This window comes from Micromonospora maris AB-18-032 (assembly GCF_000204155.1).
In the GTDB taxonomy this organism is placed as follows: Bacteria; Actinomycetota; Actinomycetes; order Mycobacteriales; family Micromonosporaceae; genus Micromonospora; species Micromonospora gifhornensis.
In genome coordinates, this window is the sequence record NC_015434.1 from 1,126,859 (window position 1) to 1,151,835 (window position 24,977).

The window sequence follows — 24,977 nt, forward strand, 5'->3', positions numbered from 1 at the left end:
GGTGAAATCCTGGACGCCGGCCCGTCAAAGTGGCAGCGTGAACGGCATGGCGGAATCCGGAGTCAACCCCACGGCGGCGGCCCTGCTCGGGCTGCTCCACGAGGGCCCCATGACAGGTGGCCAGTTGATGGCCGCCGCCGAGCGCCGGCTGGCGCCGTACTGGTCGATGACCCGCAGCCAGGTCTACCGGGAGTTGCCGGTGCTGGCCGAGAAGGGCCTCGTCCGGCTGGGTAAGCCCGGGCCGCGGATGAGTCAACCGTACGCGATCACGGCAGCCGGTAAGCGGACCTTTTCCCGCTGGCTGGCCGAGGATCCGGGGCGGGACACCATCCGCAACCCGATCGCCCTGCGGATCGCCTTCGGGCAACTACACTCCGCGACCCAGCTGAAGAGCCTCCAGGCCGCGGCCAACGAATACCACACCGAGGCGCTGGCCCGGGTCCGCGAGCAGGTCAAGGCCGCTCGCAAGGAAGGCGACACGTACGACGCGAGCGCGCTGGAGTTCGCCGTGGCGTACCACAAGGCCGCCCTGTCCTGGCTCAAGAACGCACCAGTCAGCAGCTGACCAGCTTTCAATTGGCTCGGAGTGCGGGGCTGGCAAGCTCACTCCTCGTCCGAGCGGAGCCATTTTGGCTCGGAGTGCGGGGCTCGCAAGCTCACTCCTCGTCCGAGCGGAGCCATTTTGGCTCGGAGTGCGGGGCTCGCAAGCTCACTCCTCGTCCGAGCAGTACCCTTGTCTGTCGTGACCGCTGCCGATTACGCCGACCAGCTCAAGGATCTCGACGCCACCCTGCGCAACATCGAGGCGGTGCTCGACCTGGACCGCCTGCGGGCGGACAAGGCCCGTCTGGAGCAGGAGGCGTCCGCCCCGGACCTGTGGGACGACCAGGCCCGGGCCCAACAGGTGACCTCGCAGCTGTCGTACGTCAACGGCGAGATCGAGAAGCTGGGCAGCCTGCGCTCGCGGATCGACGACGCGAACGTGCTGCTGGAGCTGGCCGAGGCCGAGGCCGACTCGGGGGTCCTCTCCGAGGTCGAGTCGGAGATCACCGGGCTGGCCAAGGCCATCCAGGAGATGGAGGTCCGCACCCTGCTCTCCGGCGAGTACGACTCCCGGGAGGCGCTGGTGGCCATCCGGGCGGGCGCCGGCGGCGTGGACGCGGCGGACTTCGCCGAGATGCTGCTGCGGATGTACCTGCGCTGGGCCGAGCGGCACGGCTACCCGACCGAGGTCTACGAGACCTCGTACGCCGAGGAGGCGGGCCTGAAGTCGGCCACCTTCACGGTCAAGGTCCCGTACGCCTACGGCACGCTGAGCGTGGAGTCCGGCACCCACCGGCTGGTGCGGATCAGCCCGTTCGACAACCAGGGCCGTCGGCAGACCAGCTTCGCCGGCGTCGAGGTGCTGCCGGTGGTCGAGCAGACCGACAGCATCGACATCCCCGAGAACGAGATGCGGATCGACGTCTACCGCTCGTCCGGGCCGGGTGGGCAGAGCGTCAACACCACCGACTCGGCGGTGCGGATCACCCACATCCCGACCGGCATCGTGGTGACCTGCCAGAACGAGAAGTCGCAGCTGCAGAACAAGGCGTCCGCGCTGCGGGTGCTGCAGGCCCGGCTGCTGGAGCGCAAGCGGCAGGAGGAGCAGGCCAAGATGGCGGGCCTGAAGACCGACGCCGCGGGCTCGTGGGGCGACCAGATGCGGTCGTACGTGCTGCACCCGTATCAGATGGTGAAGGATTTGCGTACCGAGCAGGAGACCGGTAACCCGAGCGCGGTCTTCGACGGTGACCTCGACTCCTTCATCGAAGCCGGGATCCGTTGGCGCAAGCAGCAGCAGCTCGCCGGCGACGCTGCGTGACCGGTCGTGGGCGGAGTGCGTCATCGATCTCCACATGACGTGCTGGATCAATGACTTCCCCCGCAACGGCGGGGCGTAGGACTTGGCACGACAGTTACACGGCGTAGACTCACCACCCGTGATTCAGCTTGAGCAAGTGACGAAGACGTACCCGAAGGCGTCGCGGCCTTCGCTCGACAACGTGTCCGTGTCGATCGACAAGGGCGAGTTCGTCTTCTTCATCGGCCCATCCGGCTCCGGCAAGTCCACGATCATCAAGATGCTGCTGCACGAGGTGACCCCCAACAAGGGTCGCGTCGTGGTCAACGGCAAGGACGTCACCTCGATGCGGTCCTGGAAGCGCCCGCACTTCCGCCGCTCGATCGGCTGCGTCTTCCAGGACTTCCGGCTGCTGCCCAACCGCACCGCGTACGAGAACGTGGCCTTCGCGCTCGAGGTGATCGGCAAGACCAAGGCGGTGGCCCGCCGGGTCGTGCCGGAGGTGTTGGAGTTGGTGGGTCTCGGTGGCAAGGAGCATCGCTACCCGCACGAGCTCTCCGGTGGTGAGCAGCAGCGTGTCGCAGTCGCCCGGGCGTTCGTGAACCGTCCCCTGATCCTGCTGGCCGACGAGCCGACCGGAAACCTGGACCCGGACACGTCAATCGAAATCATGCGCCTGCTGGACCGGATCAACCGCACCGGCACGACAGTCGTGATGGTCACGCACGACTCCAACATCGTGAACCAGATGCGCCGCCGGGTCATCGAGATCGAGAGCGGCCGCATCGTCCGCGACCAGGCCCGCGGCGTCTACGGGTGACGAGCGCAGCCCACCGCACCCCGATCTGACGACGAACACCTCACGCCGGAGAGCCGGAGGAATATCCCGATGCGGATGAAATACGTCCTGTCCGAGGTACTGGTCGGACTGTGGCGCAACGTGACCATGACCATCGCGATGATCATCACGTTGGGCGTCTCGCTGACCATGCTCGGTGCCAGCGGCCTGATCTACACCAAGGTCGCCGACATGAAGGACCTGTACTTCGAGAACATCCAGGTGTCGATTTTCTTGAAGACCGACATCTCGGAAGAGGACCGTGCGGCACTGGGCTCCCGGCTGGAGGCCGACCCGCTGATCTCACAGGTCACCTACGTCAACAAGGACGAGGCCTTCCAGCGTTTCCAGGAGATGTTCCGGGACTCGCCGGACCTGCTCAGCGCGGTCAAGGCGGACCAGTTGCCCGAGTCGTACCGGCTGAACCTGGTCGACCCGGAGCAGTACAAGTCCATCTCGGAGCAGTACTCCTCGGCCGCGGGGGTCGACCAGGTGGTCGACCAGAGTCAGGTGCTCGACAAGATCTTCAACCTGTTCACGGCCGGGCAGAACGTCGCGCTGGCCGCCGCCATCGCGATGGCCGTCGCCGCGCTGCTCCTGGTGGCGAACACGATTCAGGTGGCCGCGTACAGCAAACGGCGTGAAGTCGCGGTCATGAAGCTGGTCGGCGCCTCGAACTGGTTCATCCAGGCACCCTTCGTCCTGGAAGCGGTGGTCGCCGGCCTGATCGGCTCGGTGCTCGGGTTGGGTGCCCTGGTCGCGTTGAAGAAGTTCCTCTTCGACGACGCCCTCAGCGCCCTGCAGGGCCTGTTCGCCCCGGTCAGCTGGAGCGAGGTGCTGCTGACCTTCCCGGTGATGGCGGGCGTCGGTGGCCTGATCAGCGCGGTCACCGCCTGGGTCACGCTCCGCTTCTACCTGCGGGTCTAGCTTTCGGTACGACCGTCGCAAGGGCTCTTCGGCGCTGGAATAAACCGCGCGGAAGGGCCCTTGTCGTTCGGGTAGCATGATCTCCGCTCTCCGGCCGGCACGTCGGGCGGGGGAGCGGGCAACGAAAGGAGGTGGCGCGGCGATGCCACGGGAAAAGGGGCGCAAGGTCGTCGCCTCCAACAAGAAGGCCCGCCACGACTACGCCATCCTCGACACGTACGAGGCGGGCATGGCGTTGACCGGCACCGAGGTGAAGTCGCTGCGGGCCGGGCGGGCGTCGCTTGTCGACGCGTTCGCCCAGGAGCGCGACGGTGAGCTGTATCTGCACGGCATGCACATCCCGGAGTACACCCAGGGCACCTGGACCAACCACGAGCCTCGGCGTACCCGCAAGCTGCTGCTCAAGCGGTTGGAGATCGACCGCCTGATCGGCAAGACCCGGGAGAGCGGGCTGACCCTGGTGCCGTTGCAGGTCTACTTCTCCGACGGCTGGGCCAAGGTCGAGATCGGCCTGGCCAAGGGCAAGAAGGCGTACGACAAGCGCCAGGACCTCGCCAAGCGGGACGCCGACCGGGAGATCCAACGTGCGGTCGGTCGGCGAGGAAAGGGCATGGCTGAGTGAGTTGTCCGGTTCGCCCTTCGGTCGCGTCGGCGACGTGGCCTGGGGATGAATCGGGTTGCGGCAGGCGTTACGCTTGTCGGAGCCGCCGGAAGTTGGCGGCCTGTCGAGGGGGTGACTGGTTTCGACTTCGTACGTTGCGGCAGGGGAAGCGAGCCGAGGAAGCCGACGTCGTCTCGAGAATCGTTCGTCGGAAACCAATAAGCGCCAAGCACAATCGCGCTGACTTCGCTCTCGCCGCCTGAGGCGAGTAGCAAGTCTGTCGGCCTGGGAGCGCCTTCGACCCAGTTAGCCGGCATCAGCTAGAAGGCTGGCCAATCGGACCCGGTCGCGGGGTCCGTGCGGCGAGATCAATCAGCGACTGGGCCCGTCACACCGACTCGCTCGCGTGATCGGAGGGGCCGAGTAGAGGCACAGCGAGCTGCGCTCGGAGAAGCCCTGACAAGGCGGCGAAGGACCCGGGTTCGATTCCCGGCACCTCCACCACCTGACTGCGCGCCCCGGCCACCCGGCCGGGGCGCGCAGTCGCGTCTACGCTGAAAGGTTGATCACACGTTCGTGCCCCAGAGGCACGTCTGCGCCAGAAGGGCCCGACCGGTGTGCCGTGGGAACCAAGTGCAGGCCAGACCCGTCAGACGGGGTATGCGTCTCTTCGCCGCCCGGTTGGGTCTGCCCCTGATGATCGTCGTAGCCGGCTGCGCGCCGGCAGGAACCGGAACCGCACCGACCGGTCCCATCAGCTCCGCTGACGACCCGGGGCCGTTCGACCGCCGGGCCACCGCGGTGGCCGAGGCGTGGCAACCCGGGCCGGGTTGGCGCGAGGGCTACGTACCGCTGCAGGACCCCGCGGTGCTGATCGGCGAGGCGAACTTCACGCCGGCGACCCAGACGGCGTTCCAGGCCGGCTGGTACCGCAAGCCGGCCGACCTGCCCGTGCGGCAGCCCGACGACGGCACCATCCGCTTCCCCGACGGGCAGCTGCGCGTACCACTTGTCAGCGCCACCGACGCGTTCCTGGCGCTCACCCGCGGCAGCGACCCCCCGTCGTGCCCGGGGTCGAAGGAGCCCGCCATCCCGCCGCCGCCTGCGCCCGGCGGCAAACCGGACGACACGGTCGCCAGCCGGCCGCAGGGGGAGTGCGTCGCGCTCACCATCAGCAAGGTCGAACTGGGCACCGCGCCGCTGCGCACCAGCCGTGGCGAGGCGCAGGTGCCGGCCTGGCTGTTCACCGTCGAGGAGATCGGCGCCGTGGTGGCCGCCGCCGCCGTCGCACCGCACGCGGTCGATGCGGTGCCCGAGCCGGTCGCACCCTCCGACACCGCCCCGGAGGGGCTGGTCGCCGCGCAGGACATCGTGGAGGTGGACGGAACGCGGCTGGCCTTCCGGCTCGGGGTCGGCAGCTGCGACACCGACATCACCCCGCTGGTGCAGGAGCGCGACGACATCGTGGTGGTGGGCGGCACGGTGGTGCGCTCCACCGACGTCTGCGACGCGATGCTCAGGATGGAGCCGGTCGAGGTGACGCTCAAGGAGCCGCTGGGCGCCCGGCCCGTCCTGGACGCGCTCACCGGCGCACCGCTGCGCATCGGCGGCAACTGAGCGCCGTGAGCGCCCTGTGGCGTTAACAGGGGGCCCTTCCTATACCCCAGGCGTTAAGAAGGGCACCTTCCTTACACCTCACCCCTAGAGCAGTGGGGGGATGTCGGTGCGGATGGGTACGGGCAGGACCGTCGGGCCGTCCGCGCGCAGCGCCACGTCGAGGGCCTCGCTGAGCTGGTCGGGGCTCTCGACGACCGCGGTGGCGCAGCCGTAACCACGGGCCACCGCGCTGACGTCGATGCCGGGAAGATCCAGCCCGGGTACGCCGGGAGTGTGTTTGAGTTCGGCGAACGCCTTGAGGATGGCGTACTGCTGGTTCACCGGTACGACGACGACAAGCGGCAGTCGCAGCTGGGCCGCGGTCCACAGGGCCTGCACCGAGTAGTGGAACGAGCCGTCGCCGATCACCGCGATCACCGGCCGGTGCTGGCCGGTGTCCCGTTGCGCCAGCGCGATGCCGACCGCCGCCGGAAGCCCGTAACCGAGCCCACCGCTGGCCATCGTGAAGTACGACCCGGGTCGGCTGAACCGTAGCCGGCGACGCAGCGCGGAGAGGTTCGACGGCGACTCCTGCACGAGCACCCCGTCGGAGGGCCAGTACCGGGCCAACGCGGCGAAGAGCGCGTCCGCACTCAGCGGGAGGGAATCCTCGACCGGTGGCGGATCGGGTGGGGCGGCCGGCGGTGGTCGGTCCGCCGACGGCAGCAGCTCGGCCAGGGCGGCGAGGGTGAGTCCGGCGTCGCCGAGCAGGCTGTCACCGACCGGTGCGCGAGCCGCCTCCTCCGGATCGTCGGTGACGTGCAGCAGCCGGGCGCCCTCGGGCACGGTGTCGCCGGGCACGTGCGGGTAGTACCGGAACACCGGGGCACCGACCACCAGCACGGTGTCGTGCCCGTGCAGCCGTTCGGCCAGCGGCCCGGCGGCGTAGGGCAGCACGCCCTGAAAATGCGGGTGGCTCTCGGGGAAGGCGGTCCGCTCGGGCGCAGGCGCCGACCAGACCGGCGCGGCCAGCCGCTCGGCCACGGCCACCGCCGAGTCCCAGGCGTCGGCGCGGTCCACCGCCGCACCGAGCACCATGACCGGTGACCGGGCGCTGGTCAGGGCGGCGACGAACTGCCGCAGCCGCTGCGGGTCGGGCGCGAACCGGGTCGCCACGGACCGGACCGCGGGTGGCGGATCGGCGGGCTGCGCCCAGTCGTCCAGCGGCAGGGAGAGAAAGACCGGCCCGGCGGGCGGCTGGATCGCGGTGGCGTACGCCCGCATCAGCGACGCCGGCACGTCCTGCGCCCGGACCGGCTCGTACGCCCACTTCACGTACGGCTGGGGCAGCTCGGTGGGACGGCGGGCGGTGAGGCGCGGTTCGAGCAGCAGCATCTGCCGGGTCTGCTGCCCGGCGGTGACGATCAGCGGTGTCCGGTTGTGCCAGGCGGTGACGATGTTGCCCATGGCGTTACCGGTGCCGGGTGCCGTGTGCAGGTTGACGTGCGCCGGTCGTCCGGTGACCTGGGCGTACCCGTCGGCCATGCCGACCGCCGACGCCTCGTGCAGCGCGTGCACGTACTGGAAGTCGTCGGGGAAGGCATGCAGGAACGGCTCCTCGGTCGACCCGGGGTTGCCGAACACGGTGGTCATGCCCAGCGCACGGAGCAGCTCGTAGGTGGTGTCACGGACCGTTGCCATCGCCCCTGAATCTAACCGGGCGGCTTCGGCCGACAGGGCCATTCGGCGTTGCGGGCATCACTGTCGATCACACGACGATCAGACCGTCGCCACGGCCGGGGACGCAAGCTATCGTGCCAGACATGGCTACGACAGCGCGGATGGCATCGACAGGGCTCGTTGACGGTCTTCATGACCGGCCCTCTCGGCTGCTACACGGCTGACGGGTACACGTGATGCAGGGAGAGGGGCAGGCGATCGGCGGGCGAGCCATGGAGTCGATGACCGGGAAACTACTGGTGGCGACGCCCGCACTGAAAGATCCGAACTTCGACCGTACGGTGGTCCTGTTGGTCGCCCACGAGCCCGGCGGCGCCCTCGGCGTGGTCCTCAACCGGGCGACCGAGGTGCCGGTGGCCGACGTGCTGCGCGACTGGGGTGATCTGGCCCGGCACCCGGCGGTGCTGTTCGAGGGCGGCCCGGTGCAGCCCGAGTCGGCGATCTGCCTGGCCCGGATGCATTCGCCGGTACGCCGCCTCAAAGGCTTCCACCAGGTCTCCGGAGCCGTCGGCACCCTCGACCTGTCCGTCGACCCGGACCGGCTACGGGAGAGCGTGCAGACCATCCGGGTCTTCGCCGGGTACGCCGGTTGGGGCGGTGGGCAACTGGAGCAGGAGATCGAGGAGGGTTCCTGGTTCGTGCTGGACGCGCTGCCCGGCGACGCCTTCGTCGAGCGCCCCGACGACCTGTGGCCCATGGTGCTGCGCCGGCAGGGCGGCATGATGGCCGCGGTGGCGCATTTCCCGCCGGACGTGACGCTCAACTGACCCGCCCGACGGGGACCCCGCGAGATGACCATGCCGGGTGCCGTGTGTATAGTTCTTCCAGTGCCCGGGTGACCGGGGACAACCGCAAGGGGCCGTGGCGCAGCTGGTAGCGCACCACACTGGCAGTGTGGGGGTCAGGGGTTCGAGTCCCCTCGGCTCCACCTTGTATTTGTGCAGGAAAATCGGCACCAGTCATCGACTGGTGCCGATTTTCCGTGATCTCGTGGTCGCGGCCATGGTCACCCAGCGCCCGACACTGCACTCCGGTGACGGGCGTGAGCTGGGCGGGCTCGTGCTGGCAGGAATCCCGTGATCACGTTCGGCGATTTCGAAGCTCAAATGCCCGATTTGTGGTCGCTGCGTGTGACGGCTATTTACACAGATCGTGTCCCCTCCTACAGTTAGCGCATCGATGTGCATGATCACGGGGGCTGGTATCTGCATGGGCGTGTCGCGGCGTGCGTGGACGGCGGAGTTAGCAGCAGAGGGTGACGTAAGGGCTGGCGGTTTGCGCCGTGTCGAGCATCATCGCCGCCGGCACCCTCGGCGGGCTCACCTGGCTTGCCGACGACTCCCAGCGCGCCCCAGAACATCGCCATCGGCGTTGTCTTCCGGATGCCGTCAGACTCCTACGGCGATCGGCGTGGCAACCATCTTGCCTGTCCCGGCCTCACGGGCTTCGTCAATGGCGATAACGAGTTCCTGGGCCTGACCCGCCTCGGCATCTGCCAGCGCGCCTCACCACCGGCTGGCTCACCACCGGCTGGCTCACCTCCGCTGACCCCATCTAGGACCTGGCGCAGCCGTAGCAATAGCACGGCCACTCCTATCCCTGTGCCGACGTCAAGGGCACATCTCACCGCTCGAACGCAGACTCGGAGGGCATCAATGTCGACCGCGCTGGGAATCCGTGGCCGGAACAATCGGCACAGGTACGTCTGGCGAGCCCGTACGGCCGGGCTGGCCGCGCTCGTGATGGTGGCCAGCTCGCTCGTGGCGACCTCTCCCGCCGCTGCCGAGCCGGCGGCGCCGGCTGAACCAGCCTGCGTCGATGAGCAGCCGGACGCGCGCAGCGCCGAGTCGATGGTGGCGATCTGTCAGAGTCGGGTAGAGATTCTCTCCGAGCGAACCGAGGTGTCGCAGACCTTCCTGAACCCGGACGGGTCGCGGACCTTGGAGGAGAGTCTGGCGCCGGTGCGGGTGCGGCGCGGGTCATCGTGGGTACCGGTGAACACCACACTGAAGGCGACATCGCAGGGAGTTTCGCCGAAGGCGTCGGTGCTGCCGGTCTTCCTCTCCACAGGTGGCGACGGACCGTTGGCGCGGGTCGTGGACGGGAGCCGGGAGTTGTCGGTGTCCTGGCCGGATCCGTTGCCTGCACCGGAGTTGTCGGGAGACACCGCGATCTACCGTGAGGTGCTGCCGGAAACGGATCTTCAGGTCACCGCCAGCGCGTTGGGATTCTCCCATGTACTCGTGGTCCGGACGCCGAGGGCCGCGAAGAACTCCCGGCTGTCCGAACTCCGGTTCGGGATGTCGACCAAAGGGGTGACCGTCAAGGAAGGCGACGGGGGGACGCTCGTCGCACACGACGACCGGGGATCCGCCGTGTTCACGGCCCCGGCACCATTGATGTGGGACTCCTCGGTCAATTCGGACCTACCCGGCGATGAGCTGAGGCTGAGCTCTCCGCCGGCTGGAGCTGCTCCGGCACGCCGGAAGGGCGAGGATCCGGCCACGGCCGCGGCTGACAAGGACGCGAAGGCGAAATCGGCGGACGCGGCGGCGCGCGAGCCGGCCGAGGGTGCTCGGCGGGCGGTGATGCCCGTCAAGATCGGTCGGAACAGCCTGACGATCGTGCCGGACAAGGCGCTGCTGAACAGCCCGACGGCGACGTTCCCGATCTACATCGACCCGGCGTGGACGGGAAACATCTCCGGTAGCTCGTGGACGACGGTGTGGAGCAAGTACAAGACCAGTTCGTTCTGGAAGAACGCCAGCGCGCTGAACAACGGCTCCACCAACGGCTCGGCCGGCGCGGGCCGGACCGAGGACTGCGCGGGATGCGGTGACCACATCATCCGGTCGTTCTTCCGGATGGACGTCTCCGGCGTCAAGGGCAAGATCATCCAGGCCGCCACCTTCCGGATCGAACAACGCCACTCCTGGACGTGCAGCCCGAAGTCGAACGCCAAGCTCTGGCTGACGGGTGACATCTCGTCGAGCACGACGTGGAACAAACAGCCGACCTGGAACAGCAGTTACACCGCACAGACCGCCGCGAACCGCAAGAACGGCGCGGTCCACGGCTGCCTGGGCGTCGGCCCGATCGAGTTCAACGTCCTTTCGATGGTCAAGAAGGTGGCGGAGCAGGACAAGAAGTCGACCATGACCGTCGGGCTGCGGGCGGTCGACGAGAGCACCAAGAACCAGTGGAAGCGGTTCAACCACTCCTCGCCGAAACTGGCCATCACCTACAACACCAAGCCGGCCGCGCCGACGGACCGCAAGTCGGACGGTAGGGCCTGCGCGACCGGCTCCGCGCGGCCGTACGTGTTGACCCTGACGCCGACCCTCGCCGCCCGGCAGTCGGACCCGGACACCGGTCAGCAGTCGCTGACCACCTGGTTCCACTGGTGGCCGCTCGGCGGCTCACGGAACGACACCGACCGCATCTCGCAGGCCTCGGGTAACCCCTCCACGGTGTCGCGCGCCATCCCGGCCAGCAAGCTGGTCGACGGTGGTACGTACGTCTGGCAGTCGCGTACCCACGATGGGAGCCACTACAGCGACTGGTCGGGAACCTGTGAGTTCGTTGTCGATGCGACGCCCCCGGAAACGCCCTCCAACGTGGCCTCCACCGACTACCCGACGGGGAGCACGCCACGCGGCGGCGTGGGCATCGAGGGCACCTTCGAGGTCACTGCTCCGACGCTGCGTCGGCACGAGGTGAAGGAGTACGCCTGGACGCTGGACTCCGGGACCTACCTGAACGCCGCCACGGTCCCTGCCCGTAGCGGAGACTACGGTGCGACCCTCACGGTGAAGCCGGTCCGAGACGGGACGCAGACCTTGCGGGTGTGGTCGAAGGACCATGCCGGACGCTACTCGGCGACGCCCAGGACGTACACCTTCGTCGTGCGGGCCGGCGCCGGCCCGGCGGCGCACTGGACATTCGACGAGGCCAGCGGGAGCGCTGGCGACGTGACCGAGCACGACAACGACCTTTCCCTGGCCGGTGGCGCGTCGCGGACGGCCGGTCGGTCGGGGGTGGGCAGCGCGTTGTCGGTGAACGGCACGACGGGACACGGGGTGGTGACCGGGGCGGTTCGCTACCCGCATCCGGACACGAACGTGTTGACCTCGATGCGCACGGATTCCAGCTTCACCGTCACGGCGCGGGTTCGGGTCGATTCGACGAACGGGGTGACCGGCCAGCGGACCATTGTCTCGGCCAACGGGTTGCGGGTGTTCGCCTACACGCTTGGCTATTCGGGCCCGGACAACCGCTGGCGGTTCACCATGGCGGGTGCGGACGCGGACAATCCGGCGCTGTTCTCGGTGTTGTCCAACAGTGCCCCCACGGCGGGCAGGTGGACCCACCTGGCGGCGGTCTACGACGCGTCGACGAGCACGTTGCGGCTTTACGTGAACGGTGTCGCGCAGACGGCGACCGCGACGTTGAGCGGTGGCTTCAACGCGGCCACGAATGTGACCGTGGGTAAGCGGAAGTGGAATGGCGGGGACGACGGATTCTTTGCCGGTGCTATCGACGACGTGCGGATCTACAACTTCGCGGAGAGCGCGGCCAACCTCGCCGAGTTGGCGGTCCCGCTGCCGGCGGTGGTCGCATTCCCCGGTGGCACCGAGGCGAACACGGGCAGCCAGCTTGCCGTCACCTTCAACGCGGGTGGGGACACCAACGTCACGAAGTTCCGCTACAGCGTTGGCAGCACTGCGGTGGACACCGAGGTGTCCGCATCCGCACCCGGTGGCACGGCGACAGTGTCGATCAATGTGGGCAGCGTGGTTGGCGAGCGTTCCCTGTTCGTGGTGGCCGTCGATGACGGCAACCGGCGTAGCGGACTCGCGCAGGCGTACTTCGAGGTGACCGCGGCGACCAGCCTCAGCGGTTCGGTGCTGGACGACGCCGACTTCAGTCCGCTGGTGGGTGCGGTGGTGACGCTGGAACCGGGCGGGTTCCAGACGACGAGCGACAACTCCGGGGCCTACGCCTTCACCGGAATGCCACCGGGCACGTACACGCTCACGGCCAGCTACGGCGACCGATGTGGCCTGACCGCCAGCGCGACGATCACCATCACCGCTGGTTCGCCGCGGTGGCGAGATCTCTACCTCGCGCCGTACACGGACGACTCCGGTTACACCTGCGCTAGCCGGACGGCCTCGTTCGCCACTGCCAACGAGACGGTGCTGCCGCTGACCGGTGACAATGCGGTGACCGAGGTGTCGCTGCCGTTCGCCTTCCCGTTCTACGGTCAGGCGTACCTGTCCGGGTGGGTGGACACCAACGGCTATCTCACTTTCATCGACCCCGGTGGGTCGCATCCGAAGACCAACGGCACCTGGCCGCTGCCGGCAGCCCCGAACGCGCTGATCGCCCCGTTCTGGGACGACCTGGTGGTGGACGGGTCGGCGAGTGTGCGAACGGCGAGCACCGGCAGCGGAGCGGACCAACGGTTCGTGGTCGAGTGGCGCAACGTGCACCGCAAGGGCAATACGGCCCAGCGGCTTTCGTTCGAGGTGGTCCTGGCGCCGGACGGCACGATCACCACGAACTACGACGGTCTCACGAGCGATCCCGTGCGAGGTGCTTACGCGGCGGTCGGTATCGAGGCGCCGGACGGGGAGGTCGGTCTGGCGTACTCGGTGGACGAGCCTGCGCTGGCCAGCGGGCAGGCGGTCACCTTCGTGCACCCGCAGGAGGACGGCACGCTGGAGTTGCATGACCTTTCCGGGGTGCTGCGCGACGAGAACGGCAACCCGGTGGTGGGTGCGACGGTGACGCTCGACCCGCGTGGGTTGTCGACGACAACCGGCCCGGGTGGGGCGTGGGGTTTCGAGGATCTGGTGGCGGACAGCTACACCGTCTCGACCCGGGTCGGGGCCCGCTGCGGCCGTAGCGCCGAGGACCAGGTGGAGTTGGACGACAACCGCACGGTCGATCTCCGGTTGGGCCCGGACCACGGGACGATGGGGTACGCCTGTGTGGTAGGCGCGTCGGGCTACGTGGCGGCGTCGAATGTGGTGGCGCTGACCGGCGACGACGCCTGGGCAAACCTGAACTTGCCGTTCCCGTTCACCTATCACGGCCGGCCGTACTCGAAGGCATGGCTGCACACCAATGGCCTGATCAACTTTGGGGCCGAGCCGGGCAACGTGCAACAGATCTGGGTGAACCCGACGATGCCGACGGCGGCGATTCCGAACGGGGTCATCGCCCCGTTCTGGGATGACCTGAACGTGGACTCGTCGGCCAGCATCCGTACCGAGCTGCTGGGTTCCGCACCGAATCGGCGGTTCGTGGTGGAGTGGCGGAACGTGCTGATGCAGGGGGTCGCCGCGCCGAACAACCGGGTGACCTTCGAGTTGATGCTGCACGAGGACGGGCGGATCGGGTTCCACTACGGCACCCTGACCACCCCGATCCAGCAGGGTGCGGGAGCCACTGTCGGCTTGGAGAGCACGGAGCGGGCCGAGGTCGCTGCCCTGTACTCCTTCCAGACGGCAGTGGTGCCGAGCAACGGGTCGATCGTCTACAGCCCGAACACGTCGGGCACGGTCCGGGGCACGGTGACCACTGCGGTCACCAGTGAGCCGGTCGCCGGTCGGACGGTGACCCTGACGCCGTCGGGGGCGACTACCACCACCGCCGCAGACGGCAGTTACGAGTTCACCGGTGTGCCGATCGGTGAGCACGTCGTTGCCGCGGCGACCGGTGACGACCGCTGTGCCGGCCAGTACGCCCGGGAAGTGTTCAACTTCGCCGGTGGAACCACCAGCTGGATCGACCTCTCGGTGATGATCGATGGCGACGAGTTTGGCTATGGGTGCAGGACCGGGTCGCAGCCCTTCATCCCGGGCAATGTGACCGAGTCGTGGAGCGGCGACGACACGGTGTGGCAGAAGAACCCGCCATTCCCGATCAAGCTGTACGGCGAGTCGTACACCTCGGCCTGGATCAGCGCCAACGGTGTGATGACCTTCCGGAACCCGGCTTTCCACGGTTGGATCTACGCCAACTCGACCCCGATCCCATCGCCGCTGTCGGAGGGCCGACCCAACGCCGCCGTCTACGTGCACTGGAACGACTGGATCGTGGACTCGGCGGCCCGGATCGCCACCGCGACCAGTGGCACCGCGCCGAACCGGCGGTGGGTGGTGGAGTGGCGCAACGTGCATCTCTACGGTGACACTTCGGCCCGGGCCTCCTTCTCGGCGGTCTTCGACGAGAACGGCGACGTCACGTTCACCTATGCCGACATCAACCCCGCTCACGCAGGTGAACGGGGGTCGGCGGCCACAGTCGGCATCGAGAACGGTGCAGGCACCATCGCGTTCCAGTACTCACACAAGGAAGCTGTGCTCGCCACCGGGAAGGGCATCTTCTTCAAGCCCAACCCGCCGGGCAGCGGCGTTGTCAGTGGCACGGTGACCTGCCAGGGAACGCCGGTGGCCGGGGCTACCGTGGCAATGGCCGGCCGGAGCGCCACCACCAGCGCTGGCGGCGGGTACCAGTTCGACGATGTGCCCGGCGGGACGTACGCGGTGATCGTGACGCTCAGCTCCGGACCCTGTGTCGGGTCGGCGGTGACGCCGGTGACGGTCGGCACGAACACCACGAGCGCGGTGAACTTCGACCGGGGCGCCACACCGTCCGGCGCCCGCTACACGATCGCCGAACAGCCGGTCAGCTTCGTGCCGGCCGACGGCACGGTGCTGCCGCTGACCGGTGACGACGCCTACACCCCGATCACCCTGCCGTTCCCGGTCACCCACTACGGCCAGACGTACACCACCGCATGGGTCGACACCAACGGCCTGCTCACGTTCGTCGAACCCGCGGCCTCGTCACCGGACGCCTGGCCGATCCCGTCATCGGCGGAGTCACAACTGCCGAAGGCGGCGATCTACCCCCTGTGGCACGACTGGATCGTCGACGCCGACGCCAGCGTCCGGACGGCCACCACCGGCAGCGGGCCGAACCGCCGATTCATCGTCGAGTGGCGCAACGTCCGATCGTACGAGGACCCGACGACCAGGATCTCCTTCGAGGTGATCATGGACGAGGCGGGAGGCTACACCTTCGCCTACACCGACAACGACGGCACCCACATCGAGCAGGGCGGTGCCTCGACGATCGGTATCGACAACGCAGACGGCACCAGCGCTCTGCGCTACACCTACCGACAGCCTGTGCTCCACCCCGGAACCGGACTGCGAATCGAACGCCTTCCGTAGGCCCGACCAGTTGCCCGGGACCGGTCCGATCGGACCGGTCCCGGCGATCCCGTCCATCCGTCCCTGCCCCTGGCTAACCAACTCGGCCTCGGAGGTATCACCGGTGAAGGCAACCCCTCGGTTACATTCGCTGTCGAACTCGGCACGATGGCGGCGACGTCGCCGCTCGACCCTTTCCGGCTTCATCACGACCGTCCTGGCCGTGACTCTGCTGCAAGCCCCCGCGTCGGCCCGGCCCGACGACCCGTTGTCGGTCGAGCCCGAGGCCCGCCCGGTGCCCACGGTGCCGGTCACCAATGTGGCGACCACCGCGCCGACACGAGCCGCCGCGATGCGCAGCGCCAGTGCCAAACCGGCGCCGATCTGGCCGTCGGCCGCGACCGCCGTAGCGGAACTGGACAGCAGCGCCACGGTCACCTCGGCGCGGGTCGGCGGCCTACCGGTTCGGGTCGAACGAGTCGGGGCGGCTTCCTCCCAACGGATGCGGGCGCAGATCCTGGACATACAGCGAGTGCGGGTGCAGACCCTGGATCGAAAGGCCACCGAGCGGGCCGGAATCCGGGGTGTGCTGATGCGTGTCGGTCAGGCCGACACCGCTGCCACTGATGCCGCCCGGGCCGACGCCGGGTCGGCTGACCTGCGGATGACAGTCGACTACTCGTCGTTCGCCACCGCTTACGGCGCCGACTGGGCTACCCGCCTGCGGCTGGTGACCCTGCCGGAGTGCGCACTGACCACGCCGGAGCAGCAGCGCTGTGCCGGAACACCGCTGAAGTCGCGGAACAACCCGGTTGCCCAGACGGTGTCGGCCCAACTTCCGGTAGCGGCGGCGGGCACGCTGGTGGCGGTGGCCGCAGGCGCTACCGGGCCGGCGGGTGACTACTCGGCGACCCCGTTGCAACCGTCGTCGACCTGGTCGGTCGGAGGGAACACCGGTTCCTTCAACTGGTCGTACCCGATGCGGGTGCCGCCGGCACCGGGCGGGCTGGAGCCCGATCTGGCGTTCGGCTACTCGTCCCAGTCGGTGGACGGCCGGCACGCGGCGTCGAACAACCAGCCGTCCTGGGTCGGCGAGGGGTTCGAGTTCTGGCCGGGCGGCTACATCGAGCGCCGGTACCGCTCCTGCGCCAAGGACACCGGAGGAAACAACACCACCAAGACGTACGACCTGTGCTGGGAAACCGACAACGCGACGCTGCACCTTGACGGCTTCTCCGGCGAACTGCTCTACAACTCGTCCGAGCAAAGGTGGCACCTGCGTACTGATGACGGGGCGCGGATCGTTCGGCACACGGGCGCGGCCAACGGCGACGAGGACGGCGAATTCTGGACGCTCACCACCACCGACGGCACGGAGTACCGGTTCGGCTCGAACCGTTTGCCCGGCTGGACCTCTGGTGACCCGGTGACGAACTCGGCGTGGAACGCGCCGGTGTTCGGCAACGACGTGAACGAGCCCTGCCGGAAGCCTGCGTTCGCCGATTCCTCCTGTGAGCGCACCTGGCGGTGGAACCTTGAACACGTCGCCAACCTGAACGGCGACTCGATGTCGTTCTGGTACACGAAGGAGACGAACAAGTACGGCCGGAACAAGACCGCGAGTGACGCGGTCAGCTACGACCGTGGTGGCTACCTGAAGCGGATCGATTACGGCACCAGGGTGACCGCCGGCCGTGATTCGGCGCTGGACAACGGTGCCAGCGCTCGGGTGGTCTTCACCGAGGCGGATCGGTGCCTGAGCAACTGCACCACCAAGAACGAGGTGCGGTGGCCGGACACTCCGTGGGACTCGGAGTGCACCGGCTCGACCTGTGTCGACAAGTTCAGCCCGACGTTCTGGTCCAGCAAGCGGTTGAGCGCGGTCACCACGCAGATTCGCAGCGGCAGTGGATTCAGTAACGTCGAGCGGTGGAGCCTGACCCACGGGTTCCCCGACCCCGGCGACGGCACCCGGGCTGGTCTCTGGCTGGAGAAGATCTCCCACGAGGGCCTGGTCGGCGGCAGCACCACGCTGCCCGACGTTGAACTCACCGGCATCCAGCTGGCGAACCGGGTCGACACCATCGACTTCGCCGCGGCGATGAACTGGTGGCGCATCGCCCGGATCCGCAACGAGACCGGCGGAACGATCAACATCACCTACTCGCAGGAGGACTGCGTCGCCGGCAGCACCCCGACCGCGCAGACCAACACCAGACGGTGCTATCCGGTGCGGTGGACCCCCGAGGGTTACCAGTCGGCGGTGACCGACTGGTTCCACAAGTACGTCGTCACCACGATCTACGAGATCGACCACACCGGCGGGTCGCCGCCGTTCGGCAGCCCACGGAAGGCCTACTCGTACAGCTACCACGACGGCGCCGCCTGGCGTTATACGGATGACGACGGGCTCGTCGACAAGGACGAGAAGACCTGGTCGGTGTTCCGTGGTTACGGGCGGGTCGGGGTGACCGTCGGTGACGCGGGTGAACAGGCATACACCGAAACCCGCTACTTCCGGGGCATGCACGGCGATCGTGCAGCACCCTCCGGCGGCACGAAGAGCGCCAGCCTGGACGGCATCACCGATCAGGACTGGTTCGCCGGCATGGCCCGCGAGGTCACGGTCCGTAACGGACCGACCGGAGCGGTGGTCTCCCGCGAGGTCAGCGATCCCTGGGCGTCGGGCCCGACCGCCTCCCGGACGGCCAACGGTGACACGACGACCGCACGCTTCGTGCGGGTCGGGACCGCCCGCAGCTACGTCGCGCTCGACGGCGGTCGGGGCGAGCGGGTTACCCGGACCACCACCAGCTTTGACAGCCTGGGCATGCCCATACAGGTGGATGACTTCGGTGTGGAGGGCACCACTGGCGACGAGCGGTGCACCAAGACCGACTACATCCGCCGCGATACCAAGTGGCTGATGGATCGGGTCCAGCGGACCCGGGACTTCGCGGTGTCCTGCTCGGCCAGCAACGGCACCCTGACAGAGGCCGACGTCATCGGAGAGACCCGACTCTCCTACGACGACGCGGCATACGGGACGCTGCCGGCGAACAACAACGACGTTCGTGGGCTGCCGACTCGTACCGAGGTGATGGCGGCGTGGAATGCCGGTGCACCGAGCTTCGTCACCAAGGAACGGACCGCGTACGACAGCCACGGCCGACCCACGTCGAGCTGGGACGCGATGAACTTCCTGACCACCACCACCTACACGCCGGCGCTCGGTGGGCCGACCACCCAGGTGGTCGTCAAGAACCCGCGGAACCACGAGACCAGGACGACCCTCATTGCGGCGTGGGGATCTGAGAGCAGCATTCTCGACCCGAACGAGAAACGGACCGAGCTGGCGTACGACGCACTCGGCCGACTCACCTCGGTCTGGCTGCCCAACCGGAGCAGAGCCACCGAGTCGGCGAACATGACCTTCGGATATACGGTCCGCAACAACGCGCCCACCGCCGTACGCACCTCGAAGCTGAACGCCGAGGGCAACTACGTCAGCTCGTACGAACTGTTCGACGGTCTGTTGCGAACGCGGCAGACGCAGGCACCGTCTCCCGCAGGCGGTCGGTTGATCACCGAGACGTTCTACGACACCGCTGGGCGAAAGGTGCGTGAGTACGACAAGTACCACACCAGCGGTGACCCCGGCACGACGCTGGCCACCGCTGTGGACGGCGCGCACATCCACACCCAGAACCGTATCGAGTACGACGGCGCGGGCCGACCGACTGCCGTGATTTTCCAGCCTTACAACGCCGAGCGGTGGCGCACCTCCATCCATTACGGAGGGGACCGGGAGGACGTGACACCGCCGACCGGCGGTACCGCGACCTCGGCGATCATCGACGCCCGGGGCAACCGAGTGGAGCAGCGCCGGTACCACGGCGCGGCCCCGACCCCATGGACGACTGGCTCCTGGGACACCACCACCTACACCTACAACCGCAAGAACCAGTTGACCATGCTCACCGACGCTGCCGGCAACTCCTGGACCTACACCTTCGACATCCGCGGTCGGCAGATCCAGGTCGACGATCCGGACAGCGGAACCAGCACCTTCACCTACGACAACGCCGACCGGATGACCAGCAGCACCGATGGTCGGAACCGAAAGCTGGCCTACCGGTACGACCAACTAGGCCGGAAGATCGGGGTGTACGAGAACAGCACCAGCGGAGTGCTCCGGGCCGAGTGGCAGTACGACACGCTCGCCAAGGGCCTCCTGACCCGGAGCATCCGGGAGGTCGACGGTCTCGCCTACCAGGTCGAGTACCTCGGCTACACCGACCTCTACCAGGAAAGCGGCGTCAAGTACGACATCCCGACCACCGAGCCGGGAATCGGTGGTGCGTACCTCTACGAAAAGACCTGGAACCTCGACGGCAGCCTGAGCGCCGTCACGCTGCCCAACACCAACAGCGACCTGCCGGCGGAGACTCTGCGCTACGGTTACGACGCACTCGGCCAGCCCAAGACGCTCAGCCGAGTCTCGGGAAGCACGACCAGCAACTACGTGCCGGACACCGACTACAACGCGCTGGGGCAGGTCGAGAACATCGAGCTGTACACCGGCAGCGGTGCCCGGGTCTGGCAGGGATTCGACCGGGAGCTGGAGACCGGACGGATCACTGATTTCCTGACGACCCGCGACGCCATCAACCCGGGCGTGCTGGCCGACCTGGAGTACAGCTACGACGAGGCTGGGAACATCACCCGGATCTCGGACAAGGCACCCGACCCGGTCGACGACACCCAGTGTTTCGCCTACGACCATCTGCGTCAGCTGACCCAGGCGTGGACGCCGGCCTCGGGCGACTGTGCCGCGCCCCGCTCGGTGAGCGCCCTGGGCGGCCCGGCGCCGTACTGGCACTCCTGGACGATCAACGCCATCGGCAACCGGACCAGCCAGACCGTCCACACAGGCTCCGGCGACCAGGTCACCACCTACACCTATCCGAGTGCGGGCGCGGCACGCCCGCACGCCGTGACCGCCACCGCCGGGGCCCAGGTCGGTTCCTACACCTACGACAACTCGGGCAACACCCTGACCCGGCCCACCGCGACCGCCGGTACCCAGACCCTGACCTGGGACCATGAAGGCCGCTTGGAATCGACTACCGATTCCACCGGCGTCACCAGCTACCTCTACGACGCCGACGGCAACCGGCTCATCCGCCGCGACCCCACCGGCACCACCCTTTACCTACCCGGTCAGGAGATCCGCCACAACACCAACACCAACCAGACCTCCTGCACCCGCTACTACACGCATGCCGGTAAGACGGTCGCCTCCCGCTCCGCCGCCGGTCTGACCTGGCTGGTCGAGGACCACCAGCGCACCGCGCAGGTGGCGGTGGACGCCGCCACCGGTACGGCCACCACCCGCAGGCAGACGCCTTACGGGACGGTCCGCGGCAGCGCGTCCGGATGGCCGAACGACAAGGGCTTCGTCGGCGGCACGGTGGAGAGCGCCGGACTCGTGTTCATCGGCGTCCGAGCGTACGACCCAGCGACTGGCCGGTTCATCAGCATCGACCCGCTCCAGGACCACGATGACCCGCTCCAGTGGCACGGCTACGCCTACGCCAACAACTCGCCGATCACCTTCAGTGACCCGGACGGCCTCAAGCCCCTCATCACCGACAGCGTCCAAGGCGACGAGAAGCACTACCGCGAGACCGGCGAGAAGGTCGTCTACCAGAATGGGAAGTGGACCTCAAACAAGTCCAGTTCGAGCAAGACCGGCGGCGGGACGCCTGACATTCTCCGCTGTGACAAGCAGACCACCTGCACCATCCGTGGCCAGGACAAAGACACCAAGAACGTCGTCTACGAATGCAACTCGCCAGGATCATGCATCATCGAAAACCGCGGACGCGGCAGTGGAGCGGTATACAACTGCAATGTGCCCGGTGCCTGCAAGGTGGACGCCGACTGTCGAAATGGGCAGAAATCGTGCTCCGTCGGAAACGCTGCTGTGGATGGCAAACTGGCGTGCCGTGTCAGGGACTCCTGCATCTTTTACGTCTGGAAGCATTCACCAGCACCCGGCAAGGATGCGCAAGAGTTTCACGCCGTTAAGGATTTCTTTACGATGCCGGCGGGGTACGCTTCTTCGGGCGCTGCGGGGGGAGCTGCAATTGGCTGTGCTGTCGGTTTGTTGGGTGCGGGGGTTGCGTGTCCGGTGGTGGCCGCAAAGGGTGCTCTGATCGGTGGCGTGATTGGTTTTGAGGTTGGGCTCTACTACTACTACGAGGCCTATTTCGAGTCGAAGAAGCCCAAGCCGATCTGGATGGTCCCCGAGCGCGTTGAGTTGGCGCGAGAATGAGCGGGCGGCAAGAAAGGGGGCCGATGCGGAGGTGTACACTCTTGAAATGAAGACATGGCGTCGCGCGGCGGTAGCGATTGCTAGTGGCGTGGCAGGAGGAATCCTGTTCGTGTGGCTTGTCCCCGACCGAGGTCACTCAGTGGCAACCTTCTTGGTCTGGTTGGTCATCTGGACGCCCTCGTTCTACTGGTTCGGGCTCCGTCCCACTATGGGTAACGAGGGGCAGCCAAAGGTCAACCTTCCCGCGCCTCCCAGGGCAGAGGGGGGCGGTGACTCGCGAAGGCCGCAGTGAAGATGAGAGAGCACCGACCCCGGGAACTGGCCGCTCCCGCAGTCAAGCGCCTCGCAGCCGTGTCGTGAGGTGGGCAACCGTGATGGGTTCCGTGGCGTCCGCTGGTTGAGTCGACCAGCGGACGGCACTGAACGGGGGGAACCAGCAGGCCGGCCGAGCGAGTGACGGGTACGGTTCCAGCCATGCGCTACGTGCGGCTCGACACGCCGAAATCCCTGTCCAAGATCGGCCTTGGCACCTGGCAGTTCGGGTCGCGGGAGTGGGGTTACGGCCCGGATTACGAGCGGTTGGCGGCGGACATCGTCCGGCGGGCCGTCGAGTTGGGTGTCACCGTCTTCGACACCGCCGAGGTGTACGGCTTCGGCCGCAGCGAGCGGATTCTCGGCGCGGCGCTGGCCGCCGATCGGGACAAGGTCACCATCGCGACCAAGATATTTCCGGTGTTGCCGGTGGCGTCCGTGGTGCAGCAGCGGGCGGTCGCCTCGGCGGCCCGGCTCGGGGTCACCAGCATCGACCTCTACCAGGTGCACCAGCCCAATCCGGTGGTCAGCGACCAGAGCACCATGCGGGGCATGCGGGCCCTTCAGGACGTCGGCCTGGTCGGCGAGGTGGGGGTGAGCAACTACAGCCTGCGCCGCTGGCAGGTCGCCGAGGCCGCGCTGGGCCGTCGGGTGCTGAGCAACCAGGTCCGCTACAGCTTGCTCGACCGCAAGCCCGAGGAAGACCTCCTGCCGTACGCGGAGCAGGCGGGTCGCCTGGTCATCGCGTACAGCCCGCTGGCGCAGGGGTTCCTGTCCGGGCGGTACGACGCGCATCATCCCCCGGTCGGCGCGATACGCCGGGCCAACCCGTACTTCCTGCCGGAGAACCTGGTCCGTGGCACGGCGCTGATCGAGACGCTGCGCCAGGTGGCCGCCGCGCACGACGCCACGCCGAGCCAGATCGCCCTGGCGTACGTGTTGCGGCACCCGAACGTGGTGGCGATTCCGGGGGCATCCACGGTGGAGCAGTTGGAACGCAACGCCGCCGCTGCGGCGATTGACCTGACCGAGGACGAGTACGCCGCTCTGGTCAACGCGGCGCGGGCGTTCCGCCCGGTCACCGGGCTGGCCGCCGTACCGGGAATGGTGCGGGCCCGCGCCGGACGCTGACCCGGGGCGACCACCCTCCCCACCTCCCCTTTGCTCTGCTTCAATCCACGCAACGGTTACTGTCCGCAAGCGTCGCCGTCCGTCTTCCGCAGTCGCTGCCGGATGTTGGCCCTGCTCAGGCGCTATTGCGTGGGTTGAAGCAGAGCAAAGGGGGAGCAGGTTGATAGGGCGGCGCCTGGCGCGGATCACGGACGATGACAATCCGATGGTCGATGCTCCGCGCGCCACCGCGATGGTCTCCGGAGGGTGCTGGCGCCGTCTCCCGGGGTGCGGGGGGCGGGTCGTTCAGGGCAGGTCGCGGGCGTAGCAGACGGAGAGGGGTGCGCCCCGGTACGGGCCGAAGTTCTCGATGCGGTGGTAGCCCTCGCGTTCGTAGAAGCGCATCGCCTCGGGCTGGGCGGTGCCGGTCTCCAGCAGCAGGGTGCGTACGCCCGCCTCTCGGGCCTGGTGTTCCAGGGCGCGCAGGATGGCGACGGCGACGCCGGTGCCCCGGGCCGACGGGGTGATGTACATCCGTTTGATCTCGGCGGAGCCGGGGTCGAGCAGACGCAGCCCCCCGCAGCCGATGGCGGTGCCGTCGGCGTCGCGGGCGACGAGGAAGACGCTGACGCTCGCGGCGCTGGGTGGTTCCCCCGGCTCGTGGTTGTCGTTGCCGTAGCGGGCGTCGAGTTCGACGCGTTGCGCCTCGCGCAGCCGGGCCGCATCGGCCGAGTCCCACGCTTCGTGGTCGATGGAGACCATGCGACGTTCCTTCCCACCATGATTCCGTAACGAGCGTTACCGTAACGTACGCTACGGATCGGATCCAGCGCCGGGGAAGAGGTACGGATGGCCAGACGACGTGACCTCGTCGACCAGCAGCAACGTCTGTCGGCGGCGACCTGGTCGGTGTTGGCCGAGCGGGGACTGCCCGGCCTGACCCTGCGTGCAGTCGCCGAGCGGGCCGGCTGCACCACCGGCATGGTGCTGCACACCTTCGCCGACAAGCAGGCCCTGCTGGTGCACGCTCGCGAACTGTTGCATCGGCGTACCGGCCAGCGGGCCGACGCGGCTCAGGCCGCCGCAGACACACCCCGCGCCGCGCTGCGGGCCGTGCTGTGGCAGGCCGCCTCACCGACCGAGGAGAAGCGGGAGGAGGCGCGGGTGTGGCTGGGGTTCCTCGCCGCCGCGCTGGCCGACCCGGTCCTGGCCGACCTGCACCGGTCGTACAACCGTCGGTTCGTCGACCGGGTCGCCGCCCTGGTTGCCGCGGTCTGTCCCGACCGGCCGTCGGCCGACTGCCGCGCCACCGCGACCAGCCTGGTGGCGCTTGTCGAAGGGCTCAACGCGCTCGCGGCCGTCGACCCGGCCACCTATTGTGACCAGACCCAGCGCGCTGCGATCGACGCCGCCCTCGCCCAACTCTGAATTCTCGATCAGAC

General features: G+C 68.0%; 13 protein-coding genes, 1 tRNA gene and 1 other RNA gene. 13 read left to right on the forward strand and 2 right to left on the reverse strand.

Going from position 1 to position 24,977, the window contains the following annotated elements:
• Positions 1–46 precede the first annotated feature (46 nt).
• From VAB18032_RS05240 to VAB18032_RS05265, 7 genes are all read left to right on the forward strand, one after another.
• The gene (locus tag VAB18032_RS05240) at positions 47–565 is read left to right on the forward strand and encodes a PadR family transcriptional regulator (protein WP_043723029.1); all 519 of its coding nucleotides are present in this window, start codon (positions 47–49) and stop codon (positions 563–565) included.
• A 177-nt stretch (positions 566–742) separates the two neighbouring features.
• Positions 743–1,864 (forward strand): peptide chain release factor 2, encoded by a 1,122-nt coding sequence (gene prfB, locus VAB18032_RS05245; protein WP_013731748.1) that lies wholly within the window; start codon positions 743–745, stop codon positions 1,862–1,864.
• 118 nt (positions 1,865–1,982) lie between these two features.
• On the forward strand, positions 1,983–2,663 hold the full coding sequence (gene ftsE / locus VAB18032_RS05250; protein WP_013731749.1) for a cell division ATP-binding protein FtsE: 681 nt from the start codon (positions 1,983–1,985) through the stop codon (positions 2,661–2,663).
• Between the two features lie 69 nt (positions 2,664–2,732).
• On the forward strand, positions 2,733–3,608 hold the full coding sequence (gene ftsX, locus VAB18032_RS05255) for a permease-like cell division protein FtsX (protein ID WP_013731750.1): 876 nt from the start codon (positions 2,733–2,735) through the stop codon (positions 3,606–3,608).
• Positions 3,609–3,750: 142 nt separating this feature from the next.
• A complete protein-coding gene (gene smpB / locus VAB18032_RS05260; RefSeq protein ID WP_013731751.1) occupies positions 3,751–4,230 on the forward strand; it encodes an SsrA-binding protein SmpB in 480 nt (159 codons plus the stop codon).
• A gap of 107 nt (positions 4,231–4,337) precedes the next feature.
• Positions 4,338–4,713: a transfer-messenger RNA gene (ssrA, locus tag VAB18032_RS30500) on the forward strand.
• A 156-nt stretch (positions 4,714–4,869) separates the two neighbouring features.
• The gene (locus VAB18032_RS05265; protein ID WP_013731752.1) at positions 4,870–5,826 is read left to right on the forward strand and encodes a hypothetical protein; all 957 of its coding nucleotides are present in this window, start codon (positions 4,870–4,872) and stop codon (positions 5,824–5,826) included.
• Positions 5,827–5,910: 84 nt separating this feature from the next.
• On the opposite strand, the gene mdlC is transcribed toward VAB18032_RS05265, so the two are convergent.
• Entirely contained in the window at positions 5,911–7,506 is a 1,596-nt protein-coding gene (gene mdlC / locus VAB18032_RS05270; protein WP_013731753.1) for a benzoylformate decarboxylase, read from the reverse strand.
• A 215-nt stretch (positions 7,507–7,721) separates the two neighbouring features.
• On the opposite strand from mdlC, the gene VAB18032_RS05275 reads away from it, so the two are divergent.
• The 5 genes from VAB18032_RS05275 (at position 7,722) to VAB18032_RS05295 (ending at position 23,556) form a co-directional block, all read left to right on the forward strand.
• Entirely contained in the window at positions 7,722–8,312 is a 591-nt protein-coding gene (locus tag VAB18032_RS05275; protein ID WP_043723032.1) for a YqgE/AlgH family protein, read from the forward strand.
• 88 nt (positions 8,313–8,400) lie between these two features.
• Positions 8,401–8,473: transfer RNA gene (locus VAB18032_RS05280), tRNA-Ala, on the forward strand.
• A 400-nt stretch (positions 8,474–8,873) separates the two neighbouring features.
• On the forward strand, positions 8,874–15,794 hold the full coding sequence (locus VAB18032_RS05285; RefSeq protein WP_244881187.1) for a carboxypeptidase regulatory-like domain-containing protein: 6,921 nt from the start codon (positions 8,874–8,876) through the stop codon (positions 15,792–15,794).
• Positions 15,795–15,996: 202 nt separating this feature from the next.
• Positions 15,997–22,113 (forward strand): RHS repeat domain-containing protein, encoded by a 6,117-nt coding sequence (locus VAB18032_RS05290; protein WP_013731756.1) that lies wholly within the window; start codon positions 15,997–15,999, stop codon positions 22,111–22,113.
• A gap of 474 nt (positions 22,114–22,587) precedes the next feature.
• Positions 22,588–23,556: an aldo/keto reductase gene (locus VAB18032_RS05295; protein ID WP_013731757.1), complete on the forward strand. Its 969-nt coding sequence runs from the start codon at positions 22,588–22,590 to the stop codon at positions 23,554–23,556.
• Positions 23,557–23,841: 285 nt separating this feature from the next.
• On the opposite strand, the gene VAB18032_RS05300 is transcribed toward VAB18032_RS05295, so the two are convergent.
• Positions 23,842–24,297 carry a GNAT family N-acetyltransferase gene (locus VAB18032_RS05300; protein ID WP_013731758.1) on the reverse strand — a complete coding sequence of 152 codons (456 nt, stop codon included), beginning with the start codon at positions 24,295–24,297 and terminating at the stop codon, positions 23,842–23,844.
• An 87-nt stretch (positions 24,298–24,384) separates the two neighbouring features.
• Between VAB18032_RS05300 and VAB18032_RS05305 the strand changes: the two genes are divergently transcribed.
• Positions 24,385–24,963 carry a TetR/AcrR family transcriptional regulator gene (locus VAB18032_RS05305; RefSeq protein ID WP_013731759.1) on the forward strand — a complete coding sequence of 193 codons (579 nt, stop codon included), beginning with the start codon at positions 24,385–24,387 and terminating at the stop codon, positions 24,961–24,963.
• Positions 24,964–24,977 lie beyond the last annotated feature (14 nt).

Excerpts from the sequence above, each read along its gene's own strand:
- VAB18032_RS05240 (WP_043723029.1), top strand. The coding sequence starts at position 47 with ATGGCGGAATCCGGAGTCAACCCCACGGCGGCGGCCCTGCTCGGGCTG.
- mdlC (WP_013731753.1), bottom strand. The coding sequence starts at position 7,506 with ATGGCAACGGTCCGTGACACCACCTACGAGCTGCTCCGTGCGCTGGGC.
- smpB (WP_013731751.1), top strand. The coding sequence starts at position 3,751 with ATGCCACGGGAAAAGGGGCGCAAGGTCGTCGCCTCCAACAAGAAGGCC.
- VAB18032_RS05305 (WP_013731759.1), top strand. The coding sequence starts at position 24,385 with ATGGCCAGACGACGTGACCTCGTCGACCAGCAGCAACGTCTGTCGGCG.
- VAB18032_RS05265 (WP_013731752.1), top strand. The coding sequence starts at position 4,870 with ATGCGTCTCTTCGCCGCCCGGTTGGGTCTGCCCCTGATGATCGTCGTA.
- VAB18032_RS05300 (WP_013731758.1), bottom strand. The coding sequence starts at position 24,297 with ATGGTCTCCATCGACCACGAAGCGTGGGACTCGGCCGATGCGGCCCGG.
- VAB18032_RS05275 (WP_043723032.1), top strand. The coding sequence starts at position 7,722 with ATGCAGGGAGAGGGGCAGGCGATCGGCGGGCGAGCCATGGAGTCGATG.
- VAB18032_RS05295 (WP_013731757.1), top strand. The coding sequence starts at position 22,588 with ATGCGCTACGTGCGGCTCGACACGCCGAAATCCCTGTCCAAGATCGGC.
- ftsX (WP_013731750.1), top strand. The coding sequence starts at position 2,733 with ATGCGGATGAAATACGTCCTGTCCGAGGTACTGGTCGGACTGTGGCGC.